At 30.9% G+C, this 20506-nt stretch carries 20 protein-coding genes; 14 read left to right on the top strand and 6 right to left on the bottom strand.

The window, feature by feature from the left end:
• Positions 1-352: 352 nt before the first annotated feature.
• The 5 genes from A3M9_RS0110660 to rbr all read right to left on the bottom strand — a co-directional run bounded on the left by A3M9_RS0110660 (position 353) and on the right by rbr (position 5883).
• Positions 353-1531 (bottom strand): OFA family MFS transporter, encoded by a 1179-nt coding sequence (locus A3M9_RS0110660; RefSeq protein WP_035166442.1) that lies wholly within the window; start codon positions 1529-1531, stop codon positions 353-355.
• Positions 1532-1727: 196 nt separating this feature from the next.
• Entirely contained in the window at positions 1728-1922 is a 195-nt protein-coding gene (locus A3M9_RS0110655) for a hypothetical protein (RefSeq protein ID WP_027309210.1), read from the bottom strand.
• Between the two features lie 181 nt (positions 1923-2103).
• Positions 2104-3660, bottom strand: a complete 1557-nt coding sequence (locus A3M9_RS0110650; protein ID WP_027309209.1) for an ABC-F family ATP-binding cassette domain-containing protein — start codon at positions 3658-3660, stop codon at positions 2104-2106.
• 99 nt (positions 3661-3759) lie between these two features.
• Positions 3760-5154 (bottom strand): ATP-binding protein, encoded by a 1395-nt coding sequence (locus A3M9_RS0110645; protein ID WP_027309208.1) that lies wholly within the window; start codon positions 5152-5154, stop codon positions 3760-3762.
• A 144-nt stretch (positions 5155-5298) separates the two neighbouring features.
• Positions 5299-5883, bottom strand: a complete 585-nt coding sequence (gene rbr, locus A3M9_RS0110640) for a rubrerythrin (RefSeq protein WP_027309207.1) — start codon at positions 5881-5883, stop codon at positions 5299-5301.
• A gap of 198 nt (positions 5884-6081) precedes the next feature.
• Here rbr and A3M9_RS0110635 point away from each other — a divergent pair, with 198 nt between their 5' ends.
• From A3M9_RS0110635 to A3M9_RS0110590, 10 genes are all read left to right on the top strand, one after another.
• Entirely contained in the window at positions 6082-6561 is a 480-nt protein-coding gene (locus A3M9_RS0110635) for a permease (RefSeq protein WP_027309206.1), read from the top strand.
• Position 6562: 1 nt separating this feature from the next.
• On the top strand, positions 6563-7096 hold the full coding sequence (locus tag A3M9_RS0110630) for a permease (protein ID WP_027309205.1): 534 nt from the start codon (positions 6563-6565) through the stop codon (positions 7094-7096).
• Between the two features lie 15 nt (positions 7097-7111).
• The gene (lpdA, locus tag A3M9_RS0110625; protein ID WP_027309204.1) at positions 7112-8494 is read left to right on the top strand and encodes a dihydrolipoyl dehydrogenase; all 1383 of its coding nucleotides are present in this window, start codon (positions 7112-7114) and stop codon (positions 8492-8494) included.
• Between the two features lie 18 nt (positions 8495-8512).
• Positions 8513-8890 carry a hypothetical protein gene (locus A3M9_RS0110620; RefSeq protein WP_027309203.1) on the top strand — a complete coding sequence of 126 codons (378 nt, stop codon included), beginning with the start codon at positions 8513-8515 and terminating at the stop codon, positions 8888-8890.
• A gap of 2 nt (positions 8891-8892) precedes the next feature.
• Positions 8893-9177 (top strand): ferredoxin family protein, encoded by a 285-nt coding sequence (locus tag A3M9_RS0110615; RefSeq protein ID WP_027309202.1) that lies wholly within the window; start codon positions 8893-8895, stop codon positions 9175-9177.
• Position 9178: 1 nt separating this feature from the next.
• Entirely contained in the window at positions 9179-10030 is an 852-nt protein-coding gene (gene gcvH, locus A3M9_RS0110610) for a glycine cleavage system protein GcvH (protein WP_027309201.1), read from the top strand.
• Complete coding sequence (locus A3M9_RS0110605; protein ID WP_198011964.1) at positions 10023-10418, top strand: putative zinc-binding protein; 396 nt, start codon at positions 10023-10025, stop codon at positions 10416-10418. The genes gcvH and A3M9_RS0110605 overlap by 8 nt, the downstream gene beginning before the upstream one ends.
• On the top strand, positions 10419-10901 hold the full coding sequence (locus A3M9_RS13755; RefSeq protein WP_084424767.1) for a putative zinc-binding protein: 483 nt from the start codon (positions 10419-10421) through the stop codon (positions 10899-10901). It begins immediately after the preceding gene.
• Between the two features lie 14 nt (positions 10902-10915).
• The gene (locus tag A3M9_RS0110595) at positions 10916-11896 is read left to right on the top strand and encodes a lipoate--protein ligase (RefSeq protein ID WP_027309199.1); all 981 of its coding nucleotides are present in this window, start codon (positions 10916-10918) and stop codon (positions 11894-11896) included.
• A gap of 139 nt (positions 11897-12035) precedes the next feature.
• The gene (locus tag A3M9_RS0110590; RefSeq protein WP_027309198.1) at positions 12036-13004 is read left to right on the top strand and encodes a permease; all 969 of its coding nucleotides are present in this window, start codon (positions 12036-12038) and stop codon (positions 13002-13004) included.
• 13 nt (positions 13005-13017) lie between these two features.
• On the opposite strand, the gene A3M9_RS0110585 is transcribed toward A3M9_RS0110590, so the two are convergent.
• Positions 13018-13908 (bottom strand): GGDEF domain-containing protein, encoded by an 891-nt coding sequence (locus tag A3M9_RS0110585; RefSeq protein ID WP_027309197.1) that lies wholly within the window; start codon positions 13906-13908, stop codon positions 13018-13020.
• 130 nt (positions 13909-14038) lie between these two features.
• Here A3M9_RS0110585 and A3M9_RS0110580 point away from each other — a divergent pair, with 130 nt between their 5' ends.
• From A3M9_RS0110580 to A3M9_RS0110565, 4 genes are read left to right on the top strand one after another with little or no spacing between them, the layout of a single operon-like run.
• Positions 14039-16177, top strand: coding sequence for a family 2 glycosyl transferase (locus A3M9_RS0110580; protein WP_242826204.1), 2139 nt, complete (start codon positions 14039-14041; stop codon positions 16175-16177).
• Position 16178: 1 nt separating this feature from the next.
• Positions 16179-17678 (top strand): response regulator, encoded by a 1500-nt coding sequence (locus A3M9_RS0110575; RefSeq protein WP_027309195.1) that lies wholly within the window; start codon positions 16179-16181, stop codon positions 17676-17678.
• 11 nt (positions 17679-17689) lie between these two features.
• The gene (locus tag A3M9_RS0110570; RefSeq protein ID WP_027309194.1) at positions 17690-18835 is read left to right on the top strand and encodes a HEAT repeat domain-containing protein; all 1146 of its coding nucleotides are present in this window, start codon (positions 17690-17692) and stop codon (positions 18833-18835) included.
• A 5-nt stretch (positions 18836-18840) separates the two neighbouring features.
• The gene (locus tag A3M9_RS0110565; protein ID WP_035166439.1) at positions 18841-20256 is read left to right on the top strand and encodes a glycosyltransferase; all 1416 of its coding nucleotides are present in this window, start codon (positions 18841-18843) and stop codon (positions 20254-20256) included.
• Positions 20257-20506: the final 250 nt, after the last annotated feature.

The raw sequence follows: 20506 nt of genomic DNA, 5'->3' as shown, positions 1-20506 counted from the left end.
TGAATTCTATAGTCGTGAACTCTACGAGTTTCAGAATTACAACGAGGACAAGTATGAGGCTTCTTTTTCATTTCTAAATAAATTTCATAGCAAACATTATCAAGTACTTTTGTTATAATAACATCTTTAAAACCAAGTAAATTTTTGATACAATTATTAGTGTGCACTTGTAGGATGCCTCCTTTCAGGTAATATTTTTGTAGTTAATTTAATTTTACCAGGCATCTAAAACAGGTGCATATTTTTTTTGTAAAAAAATATGCTGGGGCTACGCCCCAACATTTATTATAGAACCAAAAATATTAAGCAAGTGGTATGGGAGTTATACCACTTGCTTATTTAATTACGAAAGTTATGCATTAGATGTTTTGTTTATAAATCTTGATAAAATTATTCCTATTATTATTAAAATTAGTATTGGGTATGATACAAATCTATAACTTCCAAACAAGTCTTTAGCAAGTCCAGAGGTTAAGTTTCCAAGTATAGCACCGATTCCATAGGCAGTAAACACAATTCCGTAGTTTTCACTATAATATTTAGGACCAAAAAACTTAGAAGTTAAAGTTGGTGCTATGGATAGCCATCCGCCAAAATTCATCCAAAATATTATAAAGGATAAGACAAATAACAATATGCTTCCTTTATTAAAAAATAGTATTGAAAGTGAAGCAAAGAAAATGAGTGTATAGGATAGTAATATAACTTTGGAAGCACCAAGTTTATCTGATAAATATCCAAATAATGGTCTACCTATACCATTAAAAATAGAAAATAATGAAACATAGAGGGCCATAGTGGTTGATGGAATACCCACTACATCTTCCCCCATAGGTCCAGTAATACCAATTATCATAAGTCCCACAAAAGTTGCTATTGCAAAACATATCCATAAAATATAAAATCTATAGTTTTTTAGCATTTCCTTAGGAGATAAGGAATAAAAGCCTTCAGAATTAATGTTTATATTTTCATTGGGGAATTTAAATGGTAGTGATAAAATTATCAATATTATTAAGAATATAATTCCCAATATCTTGAAGGTTGTAAATACACCATATATATCTATTAGCTTTTTGGCAATTGGGGCAGTAACAAAGGGTGACATTCCAAAACCAGATAAAAGAATACTAAGTGATAGTCCCTTTTTATCAGGAAACCATTTTGAGACAACTCCTATTGGAACACCATATGCAATTCCAACACCACTTCCTGCTATAACTCCATATGTAACTGTAAGCATAAATATATTTTTGCTATAGGCTGAACCAAGCCAACCAAGGCCAACAAGTAGGCTACCTATAATTAAAACAATTTTAGGTGAATATTTAGAAATAAGCTTTCCACCTAAAGGCATTAGGAAGGCATAAAATGCCAAAAAAGTCATAAAAGGTAGACTGCTTTGGGTTGAGTTTAAGCCTAAAGCCTTCTCTAAGGGTTTTTTAAAAATACTCCAAGAATAAACAGTACCAAGGCATATAAATATAAGTATTCCTAAAATAACATATAGCCAACGAATTTTGTTTTTCATAGACACCTTCCTTTACATAAGAATTTATATAGATATAATAACAAAAATATTTAATATGTCCAGCCTAATAAAGCAAGTATTTGTTTTATGGATGAGGTTTTATGTTAAGAGTTTAAGAATAAAATAACTCCATCAATTATATTTTTGTAATTGATGGAGTTTATATACTATTTATTAATATTAAACTAAATATCAGTTAAGCCAGTGCATTAACATTACTACCTATATTCACATATTCAGTAATATAGGCTGTAACACCAACAAATTGTATTCCTTGAGGCTGAAGATAAAATATGCTTCCAACCTGCTTTAATTCAGGTGAATTTGATTTAATTATGTTTGCCATCATACAGCTACTTGCATTAAAGGTATTTGATATATTTTGTATCATAATATCACCACTACCAATAGTTTTAATTTAAGTATAGCAAAAATGTGTCACAAAGAAAAGAAGTTTTATAGTGCCACATAGGTGAATGATGGTATTTTTAAAATATTGTAAAAAGGCAGTGGGAATCACAGCCTTTAGTTTATAAAAATTAAATCCATAATATCAATAATTAAACAATTCATTACACTATCTTAGTTGTCCAAGTTTCACAGTTCCAAACATCAGTCACAATATCTCGATAAAACTCTGGTTCGTGGCATATTAAAAGTATACTTCCCTTATATTCCTTAAGTGCACGTTTAAGTTCTTCTTTAGCATCAACATCTAAGTGGTTTGTTGGCTCGTCTAAAACTAAGAAGTTTGTTTCTTTATTTATTAGCTTACACAGCCTTACCTTAGCCTGTTCCCCTCCACTTAGAACACAGACCTTGCTTTCAATCTGTTTTGTTGTAAGCCCACATTTAGCAAGGGCAGCTCTTATTTCGTATTGCGTAAATGAAGGAAACTCATTCCATACCTCATCTATACAAGTATTATAGTTGTTTTCCTTTATCTCCTGTTCAAAATATCCAATATATAGATAATCCCCAAGTTGAACTTCACCAGATAAAGGCCTAATTTCACCTAATATACTTTTTAAAAGAGTTGTTTTACCAAGTCCGTTTGCTCCAACTAATGCTATCTTTTGTCCTCTTTCCATTCTAAGGTTAAGTGGCTTTGAAAGAGGAGTATCGTATCCTATTACTAAATCCCTTGTTTCAAATAGAACTTTTCCAGACGCTCTTGCCTCTTTAAAATTAAATTCAGGTTTTGGTTTTTCTTTGGCAAGTTCTATTATCTCCATCTTTTCAAGTTTCTTTTGTCTTGACATAGCCATATTTCTTGTGGCAACTCTTGCCTTGTTTCTTGCTATGAAGTCTTTAAGTTCTGCTATTTCCTGCTGCTGCTTTTTATATGCAGCTTCAAGCTGCTGCTTTTTTGCCTCATATACTCTAACAAAATCGTCGTAGTTTCCAACATATCTATTTAGCTGTTTGTTTTCCATATGATATATAAGATTAACAACACTATTTAAAAATGGTACATCGTGGCTTATTAGTATAAATGCATTTTCATATTCCTGAAGGTATTTTTTTAGCCACTCTATATGCTGTTCATCAAGATAGTTTGTAGGCTCATCCAGCAGAAGTATATCAGGCTTTTCAAGAAGAAGTTTTGCAAGTAAAACCTTTGTTCTTTGTCCACCACTCAAATCATTAACGTCTCTATCAAGCCCAATATCAGTAAGTCCAAGTCCCCTTGCAATTTCCTCAACCTTTGCGTCAATTATATAAAAGTCGTTATGGGTTAAAATATCTTGAATAGTTCCCATATCCTCAAGAAGACTTTCCATTTCATCAGGACTTACTTCTGCAAGTTTTTCACATATCTCATTATATTCCCTTTCAAGTTCAAATAGATAATTAAAGGCAGATTTTAATACATCACGAATAGTTTGTCCCTTTTGAAGAACTGTGTGCTGGTCAAGGTATCCAACACGAGCTCTTTTTGCCCATTCAATAGTTCCTTCATCAGGCTCTAATCTTCCTGTAATAATATTCATAAAAGTAGATTTTCCCTCTCCGTTTGCACCAATAAGTCCAATGTGTTCACCATTTAATAGTCTAAATGATACATCTTCAAATATTGCCCTGTCTCCAAAACCGTGGCTTAAGTTTTTAACAGTTAAAATACTCATTTTTGGCTCCCTTTCCTTTTAAATTTCACACATAACAAGCAATATTATAATATAGATTTGTTAATAAAAAAAGAAGAGTTTTAAGGAAATAAAAATTCCTTAAAACTCTAATAGATTTACACCTTCAATTAATATTAAGTTTTTATTGTCCTTTGCATACTGGATAACTTTATCAGTAAAACCACTCTTAGAGCATAGTAAATAGTATTTTTTTTCAAAATTAAACATAGCTGTTTTTTCTATAAGGCCATTTAAAATAGTAATATCCACTTTTTCATTTTTCCATTTGCATTCACCAAATATAATATTATCTTTGTTTAGTGCAACTATATCTATTTCTTCTTCTTTTTTCTTTGATGGGTTATTGCCCCACCACTTTCCTATATTTTCAAATATAAATGGAAGTTTCTTTTGCTTATTCAATGTCTTTAAATAATTTAAGCAAATTTCTTCATATATTGGGCCTAAATATTCATTTAAATAAGGTTTGATTTTTTCTTCAATAACGATGTCAAGCATATCTTGTTCTATCAAAGTTTTGTTATCAAATACAAATTTGAACCAAAATTTAAAGAAATTATCTTTTATCCTATATATACTTTTTCTGCTTCTACCATTTATTTCGATTGGAGATAGTTTTTCTATTATTCTTAAATCTATTAAAGTTGAAAGATACTTAGAGCATTTGTCGGACTCAACTCCAATTTTAGTAGATATTTCATTTAATTTACTTGAACCATTGGCAATTGCTTCGATAATAGAGTTATAAAGAGCAGGTTCTCTAACTTCTTGTTTTAATAGCATTTTAGGTTCTTCATATAGATAGGAGGTTTTATTTAAAATTTTTCTTTTTACATTTTCAAGAACAGGTATGGTGTCTTTAAAATTAGATAGATAATGAGGTATACCATCTAATATACCGTATGTTAAAACTTGTTCTTCAAAGTTATAATTAGGGAAAAATTTTATGCTATCAAAAAAATCAAATGGTTCCACAATTATTTGTGCAGTTCTTCTTCCATACAAAGGACTTTTATGGCTTAAAACTTCCTTTTCTATAAAACTCATGGATGAACCACAAATAATTATGAACAATTTAGTGTCTTTTAAGTGGTGATCTATTAAATTTTGAAGAAGGGAAGGTATGCTTTTATTTGAATTAACTATATAAGGGAATTCATCAATAACTAAAACCAGCCTTTTATCTTTAGCTTGTTTAGCTAAGAATAAAAATGCTTTTTCCCAAGAGTCAAATTTTGATATAACTTCATTTAAACCAAAATATGTTAGTATTTTTTCGGAAAATGATTCAAGAGCAATTTTATCATTATATTCTTCTGCAACAAAAAATATAGATGGTTTATTTTTGCAAAATTCAGTTAAGAGAGTAGTCTTGCCAACTCTACGTCTTCCATACATTACAACAAAATGGAAAGTATCTTCATTGTATAGATTATCTAATGTAGATAATTCAAATTCACGACCTATGAACATAGATACCACCTACTAACTCATAAGTTACTAACTCATAAGTTACTAACTTTAGAGTTAGTAACTTATGAGTTAGTAATATTTTATAACATAAATAAAGAAAAATCAATATATATAAGGTAAAAGGCAGAGTATTTATCCTCTGCCTTAAAAATTATCTGCTAAAACCTCAAAGTAGCCTTGTGGATGTGCACAAGCAGGACAAGCATCTGGTGCCTCTTCTCCTTCGTGTATATATCCACAGTTTAGGCATTTCCATTTAACAGGTTGAGACTTCTTAAATACTTCTCCATTTTCTAAATTGGAAAGTAGCTTTCTATATCTTTCTTCGTGGTGCTTTTCAACTTCGGCTATTTTTCTAAAAACAGTTGCAACCTCTGGGAAGCCTTCTTCGTCAGCAACTCTTGCAAACTCAGGATAAAGTTCTGACCATTCTTCATTTTCACCATTTGCAGCATACTTTAAATTTGCCTTTGTATCAGAAAGTCCAACAGGATAGCCTGCATTTATTTCAACGGTTTCTCCCTCAAGGCTTGTATTTAGGAATTTAAAAAATCTTTTAGCGTGTTCCTTTTCATTTTCTGCTGTTTCCATAAATATGTTTGATATTTGAACATATCCTTCCTTTTTAGCAACAGATGCATAGTATGTATATCTGTTTCTTGCCTGTGATTCTCCGGCAAAGGCCTTCATAAGATTTTCTGCGGTTTTTGTTCCTTTAAGAGATTTCATAAACCCCACCTCCATTAGTTTTAAAACATTTTATCATAATTTTCAAACAAATTCAATGTGGAATATAATTGTTTATTGAAAATAAATAGCTGAATAAAAAATTTTAAAAATTTATAATTTAATATTGAAAAGGAGAATTAACTATATTATAATTTAATTAAATAATCAAATATTCATTTAGAATAAGGATGTGATGAAATGTGGACATATAGCTTATATGGAATTACTATTGTCCTATTACTTACTTCGTATAAAAATGACAAGAAAAAAACAAAAATGGCATTGAAAAAGGCTTGGAAATCATTTGAAAATATCTTGCCTGAGTTTTTAGGGGTAATAATGTTAGTTGGAATACTACTCTCTGTATTAAATCCTGAGGTTATATCAATGGTAATAGGAAAAGAATCTGGGCTGTTTGGCGTAATAATTTCTGCAATCATAGGCTCAATAACTTTGATACCTGGATTTGTTGCATTTCCAACAGCAGCACTTTTATTAAAATCAGGTGCAGGTTATACACAAATAGCAGCTTTTATTTCAACACTTATGATGGTTGGTATTGTTACTTTGCCTGTTGAAACAAAATATTTTGGTAAAAAAATAACAATATCAAGAAATGTTTTAGCCTTTTTATTTTCATTCTTAGTTGCCTTTATCATTGGAAAGGTTGTGATGTGATATGAGTAAATTTATAAAAAGATATAGATTTTTTATTATTACTGTTGTTGCACTTTTAATACTTATGGTTGTTAATTTTAAATTAGGTGTAAAGGCTTTAGGAATAGTAGGGTATAGTTTTAAAGAGATGTTATTAGTTATACCACCAATATTTGTTTTATTAGGACTACTTGATATCTGGGTTCCAAGGGAAACAATGATAGGACTTATGGGTGAAGGTTCTGGAATAAAAGGAATCCTTCTTGCGATATTTTTAGGTTCGGCAGCAGCAGGCCCTCTTTATGGAGCATTTCCTATAGCAGCTGTGTTTATGAAAAAGGGAGTTAAGTTTACCAATATATTAATTTTTATTGGAGCTTGGTCAACAACAAAAATACCTATGTTCTTATTTGAATTATCGTCACTTGGAACAAAGTTTGCTCTAACAAGGCTACTTATTGATATACCAGGGATAATAATTATAGCATTTATTTTATCTAAAATAATAAGTAAAGGGGAAATTGAGGAAATATATAAAAATGCTGAAAAGCTTTAATGGGGAGGGGTTTAAATGGAAATGATTTATAGGGACTATGTAATTTTAGGAGGAGGACCAGCAGGTTATTATGCAGCTATCTATGGTGCTAAATTAGGTGCAAAAATTACGTTAATAGAAGATAAGGAAATTGGTGGGGTATGCCTAAATAAAGGATGCATACCCACAAAAGCCCTTTTAAAATCTTCTGGAATAATTAAAGAATTAAAAAGAGCAAAAGAATTTGGTATAGATATAGATATAAAAAAAATAAACTTAGAAACAGCAGTAGATAGAAAAAATAGAGTAGTAAAAGCACTAAATATCGGTTTATCAAGTCTAATCAATTCAAATAAAATAGAACTTATCAAAGGAAGAGGAATATTAAAGAGTAAAAATCAGATAATAGTCGAGTCAAAGGATGAACCAAAATTAATTCAGTTTAATAAATTAATCATCTCAACAGGAGCATCACCAATTATCCCAAATATTCAAGGTATAACAAACGAAGGCGTATTAGTTAGCGATGATTTTTTGGAATTAAAGACAATTCCAGAACATTTAGTGATTATTGGAGCAGGTGTTATTGGACTTGAATTTGCAGAGATGTACTCAGCATTTTCAAAGGTAACTGTAATTGAAGTTAGAGATAAATTATATTTTACAGATGAAGAAATAGATAATGAACTTTTAAAAATAATGAAAAGAAAGGGAATAAATTTAAAATTTAATTCTAAAGTTATACGCATAAACAAAATAAATGACAAGCTTGAAGTGATTTTTGAACAAAATGGAAAAGAAAACAGTATAGTTGCTGATAATGTTCTTTTAGCCTGTGGAAGAAGGCCTAATATTTCACAAGATATGATAGATATAGGTTTAGATATTAAAAATGGAGCTTTAGTGGTTAATGAGGAATTTAAAACAAATATAGAAAATATATATGCAGCAGGAGATGTTATTGGTGGGAAACAACTTGCTCATTTAAGCTTTGCAGAAGGAAGATGTGCAATAGAGAATGCATTAGGTATTAAATCAAAATTAAACTATAATGCTGTTCCAAATTGTATATATACAGAACCAGAGGTTGCAACAGTTGGTATGACAGAGACTGAAGCGATTGGTAAAGGCTATGAAGTCAAAATAGGAAAATATTATTTTAGAAATAATGGTAGAGCACTTACTTTAGGAAATAGAGATGGGTTTGTAAAAATTGTTGTTGATAAAAATACTAACATTGTTTTGGGTGCACAAATATTAGGGGAAAGTGCATCAGAGATGATTTCGGAACTGACATTAGCCATAACATTAAAGGCTGATGTAAATATATTATCTACAATGATTCATCCACATCCAACTTTATCAGAGGCCATATTTGAAGCCTGTGGCGATGCGTGTGGTATGTCAGTTCATAAATAAAAATAAGGAGGATTTAAAATGAGTGAAAGACAGTTGCCAGGATTTATTATGTGTGTTTGTACAGGAAAGTGTCCAGGCTTTCAGGCAATGGACATATGGGATTTTATTAACCAAGTTAGGGTAGAGTTACCTGTTGAGTATGGATTTATCCATCCACAGCTTTGTGAAGAAGATGGGGACAGATTCTTAGCTGACTTTTTGAAGGCACATAGGAAGTTAATTATAGGTGCTTGTGCTCCAAACATGCAAAGAAAAATGTTTAAACAAGCATTTTTAGATGCAGGATTAGATATAGAAAAGGATGCTGTAATGTTAGATATTAGAGATATGACAAATGAGAAGGCAATTGAGGTTGTTAAAAAAGCATTGAGTGATTTAGGATTTGAGGAGGCTTAAATATGAGTGAATCAACTTTTATGGGTGTTCCAAGAGAAAAAATAGATTGGAGCCCAAGAATAGACTATGATAAGTGCAATTATTGTATGGAGTGTGTAAAGTTTTGTCCACATGATGTATATGAAGTAAGGGAAAATGAAGAGAAAAAATTAATAGTGAAAAACCCAAACAATTGCGTTGTATTTTGTCGTGCATGCGGAAAAACTTGTGGCGTTGATGCAATAAGCTTTCCTAATAAAGCTGAGGTAACAAATAAAATAAAGCAATTGAGAATGGAGATGGAGTAAAATGGATAAAAAAATAGCTGTTCTTCCATGTAATGGTTTAGATAAATGTGCTGGATGTGTTTCTAGAGAGATAGCAATAAAACTTCAAGAAGAGCAGAATGCAGAAATTATATGTCCCGTACTTTTTAGGGTAGCTGATGCAAGATACAATAAAATAGCAAGTGAAAATGAGCTTATTGTAATAGATGGATGCAATACAAGATGTGCCACTAAATTGGCATCAGAGAAAAACCTAAAAGTTAGTAGAAAGATAAACATAACTGAGGTTTCAAAACAATTTGGAATAGATATTCAAAGTAAGCTTGAAATAGGTGAAAATGAAAAAAAGCTAATTGATGTTATTTTAGAAGACATATTTAAAAAAGATGAGTCTAATGAAGAAAATTCTTCCATATCATTTCCAAAGGTATTAGACTATGAAATATATAAGAAGGATAAATTTATATTTAGGCTCCCAAAAGATGGCTTTTATTTCAATGAAAATGATGTTTGGGTATATGTCCAAGGTAATTTAGCTAGAATTGGAGTTACAGATTATGTTCAACAAAGCTTATCAGACATAATGTTTTTTACACCACCTAACGTAGGAAGTGAAGTTGAACAATTTGATGAGGTAGGAACTATTGAATCAGGTAAAGCTGTTTTTGAAGTTATATCACCAGTTAGTGGTAAGGTCATAAGGGTAAATGAAGCATTGCTTTCAAATCCAGAATATATAAATGAAAACCCATTTGAAAAGGGTTGGATTGCAGAGATTGAACTTAAAGATTTTGAGTCTGATAAAATGCTTTTATTAGAGTTTGATGAGTATTTTGAAAAAATGAAAAGAAAGGTGGATGAGTTTCATGTCTAAGGTTGTTGTAATACCATGTAGTGGAATGGGTAAGGTTTATGGGCTTTTAGCGAGAGAAGCAGCATATAAGGTTGTTAATGAGCTAAAAAAAGATGAGGCAGAAACAAAATGTTTAGCATATATAGTAACTGGTGATGATGAAATAAGAGATTATATGAATGGAAAAAAATGCATTACAATTGATGGGTGTCCTAAAATGTGTGCAGCTAAAAATGCCAAAGAGGCTGGGGCAGAGGTTGTGGAAGAATTAAAATCAACAGAGTTTGCAAAACAAATGAGAGCAATGAAGCCTGGAACAGCTACTTATTTAAATGAAGAGGGATGGCAAGTAGTTGATGCTATAGCGGAAAAAATTACATCTATTATTGATGAAATGGAGGGAAAATAAATGAGTGATATAAAAATAGGAGTTGTTTCATGTAGTGGTGAAGAATGCTTAGGAGGAACCATTTCAAGACTTGCTACAAGAAAGGTATTAGAGGATTTAAGACTAGGTGAAGCTGTTACAATTTGCCTTCCTCTTTTTATAGCAGGTGGTGAGGAAGAGAGAAATTTTGCTAAAGTATACCCTACAGTTGCGGTTGATGGATGTTCAAAGCTTTGTGCAATGAGAGCAACAGAGAAATATAGTGGAAAGGTTAATGCTGTTGTTAAAGTTGATGAAATTATAGGAAAAGAGAGAGCATTAGAAGAGTTGGTTTCATTAAGGGAATTACCAAGCGATTATATGGAGCTAGTAGATAAAGTAGCGCAAGAAATATGTAAAGAGATGGATAAAATCTCAAGCGATATATTAACAAAACAGGTTGAAGAAGAACTTAAAAATAGCGGTGAAGGTTCAGGTGGATGTTGCTGTTGTGGCTGTAAATAATGGAGGGAAAAATAGTGTATTATTTATATAATAGAAGTTTAGATCCATATTTTAATTTAGCATTAGAAGAATATTTTTTAACAAATTTCAAAGATGAATTTTTTATAGTATGGAGAAATGATAATTGCATAGTAGTTGGTAAAAATCAAAATACTTATTCTGAAATAAATTCAGATTATGTTTTTGAAAATGGAATAAAGGTTGTAAGAAGATTAACAGGTGGTGGTGCAGTCTACCATGATAAAGGAAACATTAATTTTACTTTTATAAAAAATTCAGATGCACATCATTTTAGCTTTAATGATTTTTTAGAGCCGATAGTTAATTTCTTAAAAACACTTGATATAGATGCAAAAGTATCAGGAAGAAATGATATAGTAATTGATGATAAAAAAATATCTGGTAATGCACAGACTATTTTAAAGGGAAGGATATTACACCATGGAACTTTACTATATTCCTCTGATATTAAAAATATTTCAGGGGCATTAAATGTTGCAAAGGAAAAATATGAAACAAAGGCAGTAAAATCTGTAGAAAAAAGAGTAACTAATATATGTGATAATTTAAAAGAGAGATTAACAGTAGAAGAATTTATAGAACAATTTAGCAGATATATATCAAGTAATATGGATATAAAAGAATACAAATTAACAAAAAAAGATATTTCAGAAATACAAAAACTAGCAGATAATAAGTATTCCAAATTTGAATGGAATTTTGGGATATCACCTAAATTTAAATATCGAAATATAAAAAGATTTCCCCAAGGACTGATTGAGGTATATTTACAGGTAGAAAATTCAATAATAAATAATGTTAAAATATATGGGGATTTTTTTAGTATAGGAGATATAAAAGAAATAGAAGATGTGTTAAAGGGATGCATATATAAAAAGTCAGAAATTAAAAATAGGCTAAATTCTTTGGATTTCAATAAATACTTTATGGGGATTAGTTTAGATGATTTTATAACAGTTTTTGATATTAATTAGGGGGATTACTGCCCCCTAAATTTATGCTAATAAAACATATAAAAAAATATAAATATATTTTTATTAGCAATTGACAAAAATATATTTTTGTTTTATTATTAAATTAGAAAATGCTAATATATAAAAAGGAGGTAATTATATGTTTACTTGGGTGCAAAAATTTGCAGATTGGTTTGTATATGATCTGCTTAAGATAGCTAAGGCGTCTAAATTAGGTGACGCATTAAACTTCTTTGTGTTTGACACAATAAAAATATTTATATTGCTTCTTATGATAATATATGCAATAACATTTATCAGAAGCTTTTTCCCACCAGAGAAGACAAGAAAAATACTTGCAGAAAAGAAGGGCAGTACATTCATAGGACATATTCTTGCTGCATTACTTGGAATTGTTACTCCATTTTGCTCATGTTCTGCAGTACCATTATTTATAGGTTTTGTTGAAGCAGGAGTTCCATTAGGAGTTACATTCTCTTATTTAATTGCAGCACCAATGGTAAATGAAGTTGCACTTGGACTATTATATGGTCTTTTTGGATTAAGGGTAGCACTTATTTATATAATTTCAGGTGAGATTATTGCTATAGTAAGTGGTATTATAATAGGAAAACTTGGATTAGAAAAATATGTTGAAGACTATGTATATGAAATAAAAGTAAACGCAGATGATGTTGAAATACCAAATCCAACATTAAATGAAAGATTAAGAGATTCATGGGAATTTACTAAAGACTTAATAAAGAAGATTTATTTATATGTATTAATAGGTATAGCAATAGGTGGTTTCATGCATGGATGGATACCTACAGGTGCACTAGCAAAATATGCAGGTAAAGATAATCCATTTGCAGTATTTGTAGGAGTTGCGTTTGGTATTCCACTATATTCAAATGCGGCAGGCGTAATTCCACTAGTTAGTGAATTAACTCGTGCAGGAGTTGCAATGGGAACAGCGCTTTCATTTATGATGGCAGTAACAGCACTATCTGTTCCAGAAATGATTCTTTTAAGAAGAGTTTTAAAACCAAAATTACTTGCTATATTTATAGCTATAGTTGGTATAGGAATTGTATTTACAGGATATTTATTTAATATGATACTATAAAACAAGGTTGTGGCTATGCCACAACCTTATTTCTTCCTGTATTTTTTGCAGTATAAAGATTTTTATCAGCCTTTTCAATTACATCTATGTAGTTACTTTCTCCTGAAACTTCATATACTCCAAAACTTGAGGTTATTTTTATATTAAAGTCATTATATTCAATAACAGCCTCTTCTACTTTTTTTCTTATTCTTTCAGCAATTTCAACAGCTTTATCTTTATCAGCACCATTTAATACAACTAAAAATTCCTCTCCACCGTACCTTGCAACCCAATCATTTTTTCTTATACTTTGTTGGAGAATAGAGGCAAATTGCTTTAAAACTTCATCACCTGCTAAATGACCGTAGGCGTCATTTACCTTTTTAAAGAAATCAATATCGCACATAATGATTGACATAGGAAGATTGTCGGAGGTTGATTTTAAGATATCAACAGGGAGCCTGTCCTCTATAAATCTCCTATTGTAAACATTAGTTAGAGCATCTTTAACTATAAGCTCATTAAGACTATTTATTTTTGAATAGATTTCTGTACTGCTTAAGCCATCTATATCCTCAATGATACTTGTATCTGTTGCATCCTTTAAAAACTCCACAACGACTTTTCCAGCATCTGTAACAATGGCGGTGGCAGTTATTATATAAATTTTTTCTCCATTATACTCAATTTTAATAAATGTTTCATCTTTATTATATGCTCGCATAGATACACAGTTAGAGCACATTTTATTTTGGTTCCAAAAATCGTAGCAGGAACCTTCTTCCTCAAAGGATTCATTATCTTTAGAAAAAAAGTAGTAAACCTTCTTTTTAATAGGCTCAATTATTCTTATTGCATCATATATGTTAGTAAAAAATTCTATCTTATCTAAAAGATTTTCTAAATCTGAAGCTTTTCCCATTCCATACCCTCCAATAAATTTGATTACAAATATTATACAATAAAAATTTGAATATTTAAATTATATAATAGAAAAAATGTGTAAATTGTTGTAGAATATATGTAAGATATAGCATCAAGGGGGAATATTTTTGAACATAAAGAGGTATTTTGTATTTATTATATTAATATTACTATTAATCTATCCAGTTAACAAGGCAATAAAATATAAAAGGAGTGTAGATTCAATTTATAAAGATGGAAATATAAAATATATATCCAAGGTTGATGAAAAGTATTTTTACATATACGAAGATAAAAAATTTAAAAGGATATTTATAAAGGGAGTAAATATAGGTGCATCAAAACCAGGTTTCTTTCCAGGAGAATTTGGCATAACAAAGGAAGACTATCTAAGATGGTTTAAATATATTCAGGATATGAATGCAAATACAATAAGGGTTTATACAAGACTTATGCCAGAGTTTTATGAAGCTTTATATGAATATAATAAAAAGGCAGAAAAACCTATTTACCTTTTTCAAGGTGTCTGGATTAATGAAGAGGATATATTAAAATACAAAGATGCCCATAATCCAAAGATAAAAGAGGCTGCAATAGAGGAAACAAAAAAGTTAATAGATATAATACACGGTAATATAAGCATAGAAAAGGAAAAGGGACACGCCTATGGGAATTATACAAAGGATGTCTCCAAGTATGTAATAGGCTGGATACTTGGAATAGAATGGGATCCTGAGTTTGTTGTTGAAACAAACAATAAAAATAAAGATAAGCTAAGTTATGATGGCAAATACCTATATACCCAAAATGCATCACCCTTTGAGGTTTTTCTATGTGAGTTTGCAGATGAAGCGATTAAATATGAAACTGAAAAGTATGGGATGCAAAGACCTGTTGCATTATCAAACTGGGTTACAACGGATATGCTTGAGCATCCAAACGAACCCTTAGAGAAGGAGGATATGGTAACAGTAAACCCAGAGCATATTAAAAGTAAAAATACCTTCAAACCAGGGCTGTTTGCATCATATCATATATACCCATACTATCCTGATTTTATGAGCTATGATAAAAGATATTCAACATATATAGATGAAAGGGGTAAAATAAATCCATATAGAGCATATCTGAAGGATTTAAGAAAGGAACATACAATGCCTGTTTTAGTTGCAGAATTTGGAATACCATCCTCAAGGGGAATGGCCCATATAAATATCCATACAGGATATAATCAAGGTTTTGTTGAGGAGAAGAAACAGGGTGAGTATCTTGTTAGTATGCTTGAGGATATATACAAAGAAGGTTATGCAGGAGGTCTTGTATTTACTTGGCAGGATGAGTGGTTCAAAAGAACTTGGAATACAATGGATTTAGATTTGCCAGACAGAAGGCCCTATTGGAAGAATGTACAAACAAATGAGCAGATGTTTGGACTTTTAACCTTTGAACCAGGAGAGGGAAAAAGTGTATGTTATGTTGATGGAGAAGATTCGGAGTGGGAAGTAGCTCCATTAATACAGCAAAATAACATAAGTTTAAGTGTAAATTCCGATGAAGGATATGTGTATTTTAAGATTAATGTAAAAGATTTTGATTTAGAAAAGGATACATTATATATACCCATAGATATAAAAGAAAACCAAGGCAATACTAAATTTTCAGATGAAGGATTAAATTTTGAAAGGCCCGTGGATTTTGTTATTAAAATAAGAGGAAAAGAAGATTCAAGAATTATGGTAGATGCCTACTATGACCATTTTTATTTTGAATATAGTAAAAGATTAAAAATGGAAAAGGAAAACTCAAATTTTGAAGTAAAGGATAGTGGAACTTTTAACAATATATATCTTTGTCTAAATAGGCCTCTTGTTCTTCCAGAAGACAAGAGGGAGCTTCCATTACAGAAGTTCGAAACAGGAAAGCTTATTTTTGGAGTGGCAAACCCCAATAAGGTGGAGTTTAATTCCCTTGCTGATTACTTCATAAAGGGAGATGTAATAGAGATTAGAATACCTTGGCAATTATTAAATGTTATGGATCCATCAACTAAAATGGTAATGGATGATTTATATCTAAACAAAGGAATAAAACCTATAAAAACAGAAGGATTTTATGTAGGTATTATTTTAAGAAAAAATGATGAAGACATATATACACCAATGAAACAATATACTTGGCAGACTTGGGATATGCCAAAGTATCACGAAAGACTAAAAAAGTCCTACTTTATATTAAAGGAGGCCTTTAAAACTATAGGAGGTGAGTGATATGGCACATATCGATTTAATAATACAGGACATACTAAATACAATAAATGACCTGCTTGAAGTTAAAAATAAAGATACTTCCTATTTTAATGTAGTTAAAGTAGTTCTAAGGAAGTTATATACTATTTCAACTGAAAATAATATTGAAGATATTGTCTTTGAACTTGAAGGAATTGAAAAGATGTTACAAGAAGATAAAAATGAAGATAGAGAAAAATATATTGAAAAATTAGTAAAGATTAAGCAGATAATAGAACAAAAAATTGCAGAAAAAAGCAGGATATTAATTTTCCCAGATAGTGATGATGCATTAAATGAGCTTATAGTAAAGTTAAAGGACAACAATGTTGAAGTAATCATTTCAAGAGGAGATGCAGTAGATGCAATCTTTGCGTATAATCCTAATGCTGTTATAATCCAAAACAACAAAAATATAAATGCAGTAACTATATTAAAAAGCATAAGGGAAGAAAAGATTTTAGAACAGATACCTATCATTGTAATATCAGATGAGGATTATAATACTAAGCTTGAATGTTTAAAGTTAGGTGTTATTGATTACATTAATTACAACTTTAATGTAGAGGAAGTTTATTTAAAGCTTTTAAACATAGTAAATATGAGTTCAAAATGCCTAAAGAATACAGTTTATGACATTGCAACAGGCTTATACACAAGAAAACAGGGGGAAATCCTTGCATCTTCACTTTTGATTAAGGCCCAGAGGGAAGAAAAGGACGGAACACTTCTTTTAATAGACTTTGACTTTATGGGAGAGATAAATAAAAAATTAGGTTTATCCTTTGGTAATAGAATTATAAATAAAGTTGTATCTGAGTTCAAAAAATATACAACAAAGGTAGATATATCCTACAGAATGTCGGGAGATGAATTTGCCTTCATATTCTACGATAGAGACATAAAGTGGGTTAAAAATGTTGCAGAACAGGTTTTGAGCTTTGCAAAGCAGTATGGGGAGGAAATTCAGCAAAATGTTAGCTTTTCAGCAGGAATCTCCTCAATAACAAAGGATAATCCAGAGTATAAGGATATTTTAGTAAGGGCAAGGGGAGCACTTGCAGTTGCTAAAATGGAAGGTAGAGGAAGGGTTGTTGTTGATGTAGATTCTGCTAAACAAAATAATATGATAAACATTCTATTTGTTGATGATGATAGGATAATTTTATCTATTCTAAAATCCAGATACAAAAATAAAGGCTATAATGTATTTACAGCATCGGATGGACTTGAAGCATTAGAAATACTAAAAGAAAATGATATAGATTTGGTAGTTACTGATTACTATTTAAAGCTTATGAATGGAGATGAATTGATAAAAAAAATAAGAGAAAATAATAGGGATATTCCAATAATTGTTTTATCATCCCAAAAGAATGAAGATTATATAAAAAGAACGCTTGATTTGGGTGCAGATGATTATGTTGTTAAACCATTTTCACCTGTTGAGCTTGATAGCCGAATTAAAAAGTTATTAGATTAGTGGTGATTTGTATGGAACTTATTGTTTTATATTCTATCCTTATTTTTTCAGTTATTATAATTCTTCTTTATGCCTATCTTATTACAGAAAAACTATATGAGGATTATATAAACAGAAAAAAAAGAAGGGTTTATAAGGATGTTTCAGGGTATCTTGATGATATAGCCTCAAGACTTGATGAGTATGAGGTTACCAATGTACAGCTTAAGGTTTTAAAAGGATTTATAAAGGATAGAATAAAGAGGGAAATAATAGAAGAGAGATTTTTATTGTATTTTGAAAACCTAAGGGGAAGTATTTCAAATAATCTAACAAAGCTTGCAGAGGATATAGGGCTTGTGGATTATGAATTAGAAAAGCTAAAGAGTAAAGATATGCATAAGGTTGCCCTTGCCTGCAAAAACTTAGGTGAAATAAGAAGTAAAAAGGCATTAGGTAGCCTATTAGATTTAATAGACATTGAAGTAGTGGAGGTTAAATATAATGTTTTGATGGCCCTTGCAAAAATAGGTGATGAGGAGGCCTTCATTGAAGCTTTTAAAAGGCTGTCAAAAACAATTCCCTTAAGTGAGAGAAGCTTAGTTGAGATAGCAGATAGCTTCGAGGGAGATAAAATATACGTATATAGAAATCTTATGTATTTAGAAGATGAGTTTATATCATCAATATTCATAAAATCAGCTGGAAACTATAAAAATACAATTTTAGCAGACGAAATAGCCATCTTTTTAGCCGATGAAAATAAGGAAAAAAAGATTGCGGCATTAAAGGCCTTAGGAAATATGGGGGATAATAGATACGTAATTCAGATAATAGAGCTTTTAAATGATGAATCTTGGGAAGTTAGAGCAATTGCAGCAAAGGTTTTAGGACAACTTCAGGATAATAGAGCACTCATACCTCTTGTTAAGGCATTGTCTGATAAAGAATGGTATGTTAGATATAATGCAGCAAACTCCCTTATTTCAATTGAGGGCGGAATTGAACTTGTATATGACGTTTTAGATGGAGAAGATAGATTTGCAAAGGATATAGTTGTTTCAGTTCTTGAGACAAGCTATGGATGGGATAAGGTACTTGAATATGATATGTACAGTAGCAGAACACCCAAGCTAAGTGAAGCTATTAAAAAATATATAGAAGAAAAAGATAGGTGAGATTTATGAATACACCACTATTAAAATCGATAGTAATTAACTTCAATTACTTTATTATCTATTATGTATTAGTAATAAATTTCATATATTTTATACAGCTTATTCTTGCAGCCTTTAATTTAAGCGACTATGTAAGAAAGATAAGGTATTCAGACTATAAAAAATATATAACTTCAGATAATATGATACCAATTTCTATTTTAGTTCCTGCCTATAACGAGGAGGAAACTATAGTTGAAAACATAAAGTCTCTTATTTCATTAAACTATCCTAAGTTTGAGGTAATAGTTATAAATGATGGCTCAAAGGATAATACATTAAACAAGGTTATACAAGAATTTGATTTAAAAGAGGTAAATCAACCGGTAAGGTATAGGCTTAAAACCAGTAAAATAAAGGGCATTTATAAAAATATAGACATGCCAAACCTTATATTAGTAGACAAAGAAAATGGTGGAAAGGCCGATGCATTAAATGCAGGTATAAATATATCAAACTATCCTATAATAACATCAATAGATGCAGACTCAATACTTGAGAGCGACTCATTAGTTAGAGTAGTTATGCCATTTATAGAGGATAAAAAGACAGTTGCTGTAGGTGGGATTGTTAGAATAGCAAATGGTTCGATTATTACAAGAGGAAGAGTGGTTGAGATAGGACTTCCAAAGAGCAGTGTTGCTATGTTTCAAATAGTAGAATATCTAAGGGCCTTTTTAACAGGAAGAGTAGGATGGGATGCCTTAAATTCTTTGCTTATAGTATCTGGTGCCTTCGGAGCCTTTAAAAAGGAGGCTGCAATAGAAGTTGGCGGATATGCAAAGAATACAATTGGTGAGGATATGGAGCTTATAGTTAAGATGCACGAATATTTCCTGAGAAATAAAATCCCCTATAGGATAAAGTTTGTACCAGATCCTGTTTGCTGGACTCAAGCTCCAGAAACATTAAAGGATTTAAGGTCCCAGAGAAGAAGATGGCAAATAGGGCTTATGGACAGCCTTTTTAAACATAAAAGGATGTTTTTTAATCCAAGATACAAACAAATTGGGCTTATAGCAGTTCCTTATTTTTGGCTATTTGAAATGATAGGGCCAATAATCGAGATAATAGGATATGTTATGATACCTCTTGCCTATATATTTGGGCTTTTAAATTTAAAGTATTTTCTTCTATTTTTTGCAGCATCCATTTTATATGGAATACTTCTTTCACTTGGTGCAATACTTCTTGAGGAATATACCTTCAACAAATATCCAACCTTAAAACAGCTGATTAAACTTAGCCTATATGGTATTCTTGAAAACTTCGGTTACAGGCAACTTACAACCTTCTACAGAATTGAAGGTATAATAAAATTTAGGAAGATGAAGCACAGTTGGGGTAAGATAAAAAGGAGGAGCTTCCAGAAACAAGGATAAGGTTACAGAATATCTTAGGAAGCCTCAAGATTGTTGACAAACGTACTTGTTAGCTAATTTTTGAAAAAAGCCCCATGAAAGGATTTCAGAAGGCTCTTTCATGAGCTTTAGCAATTCTTAGCTTTCGACTTTGAAAAAGTCCGTAATTCGGCACAGGACGTGCCGAGCCGAGCGGCCATCAGGACGATGGCATCGCGAGGGTAGGACTTTTTCAAACAAAGAAAAGCTTAGAATTGCTTGGCGAAATGAA

Source organism: Caloramator sp. ALD01, from assembly GCF_000472625.1.
In the GTDB taxonomy this organism is placed as follows: Bacteria; Bacillota; Clostridia; order Clostridiales; family Caloramatoraceae; genus Thermobrachium; species Thermobrachium proteoclasticum.
The sequence above is the reverse complement of the archived record's forward strand: the minus strand, read 5'-3'. Positions and strand labels throughout refer to the sequence as shown.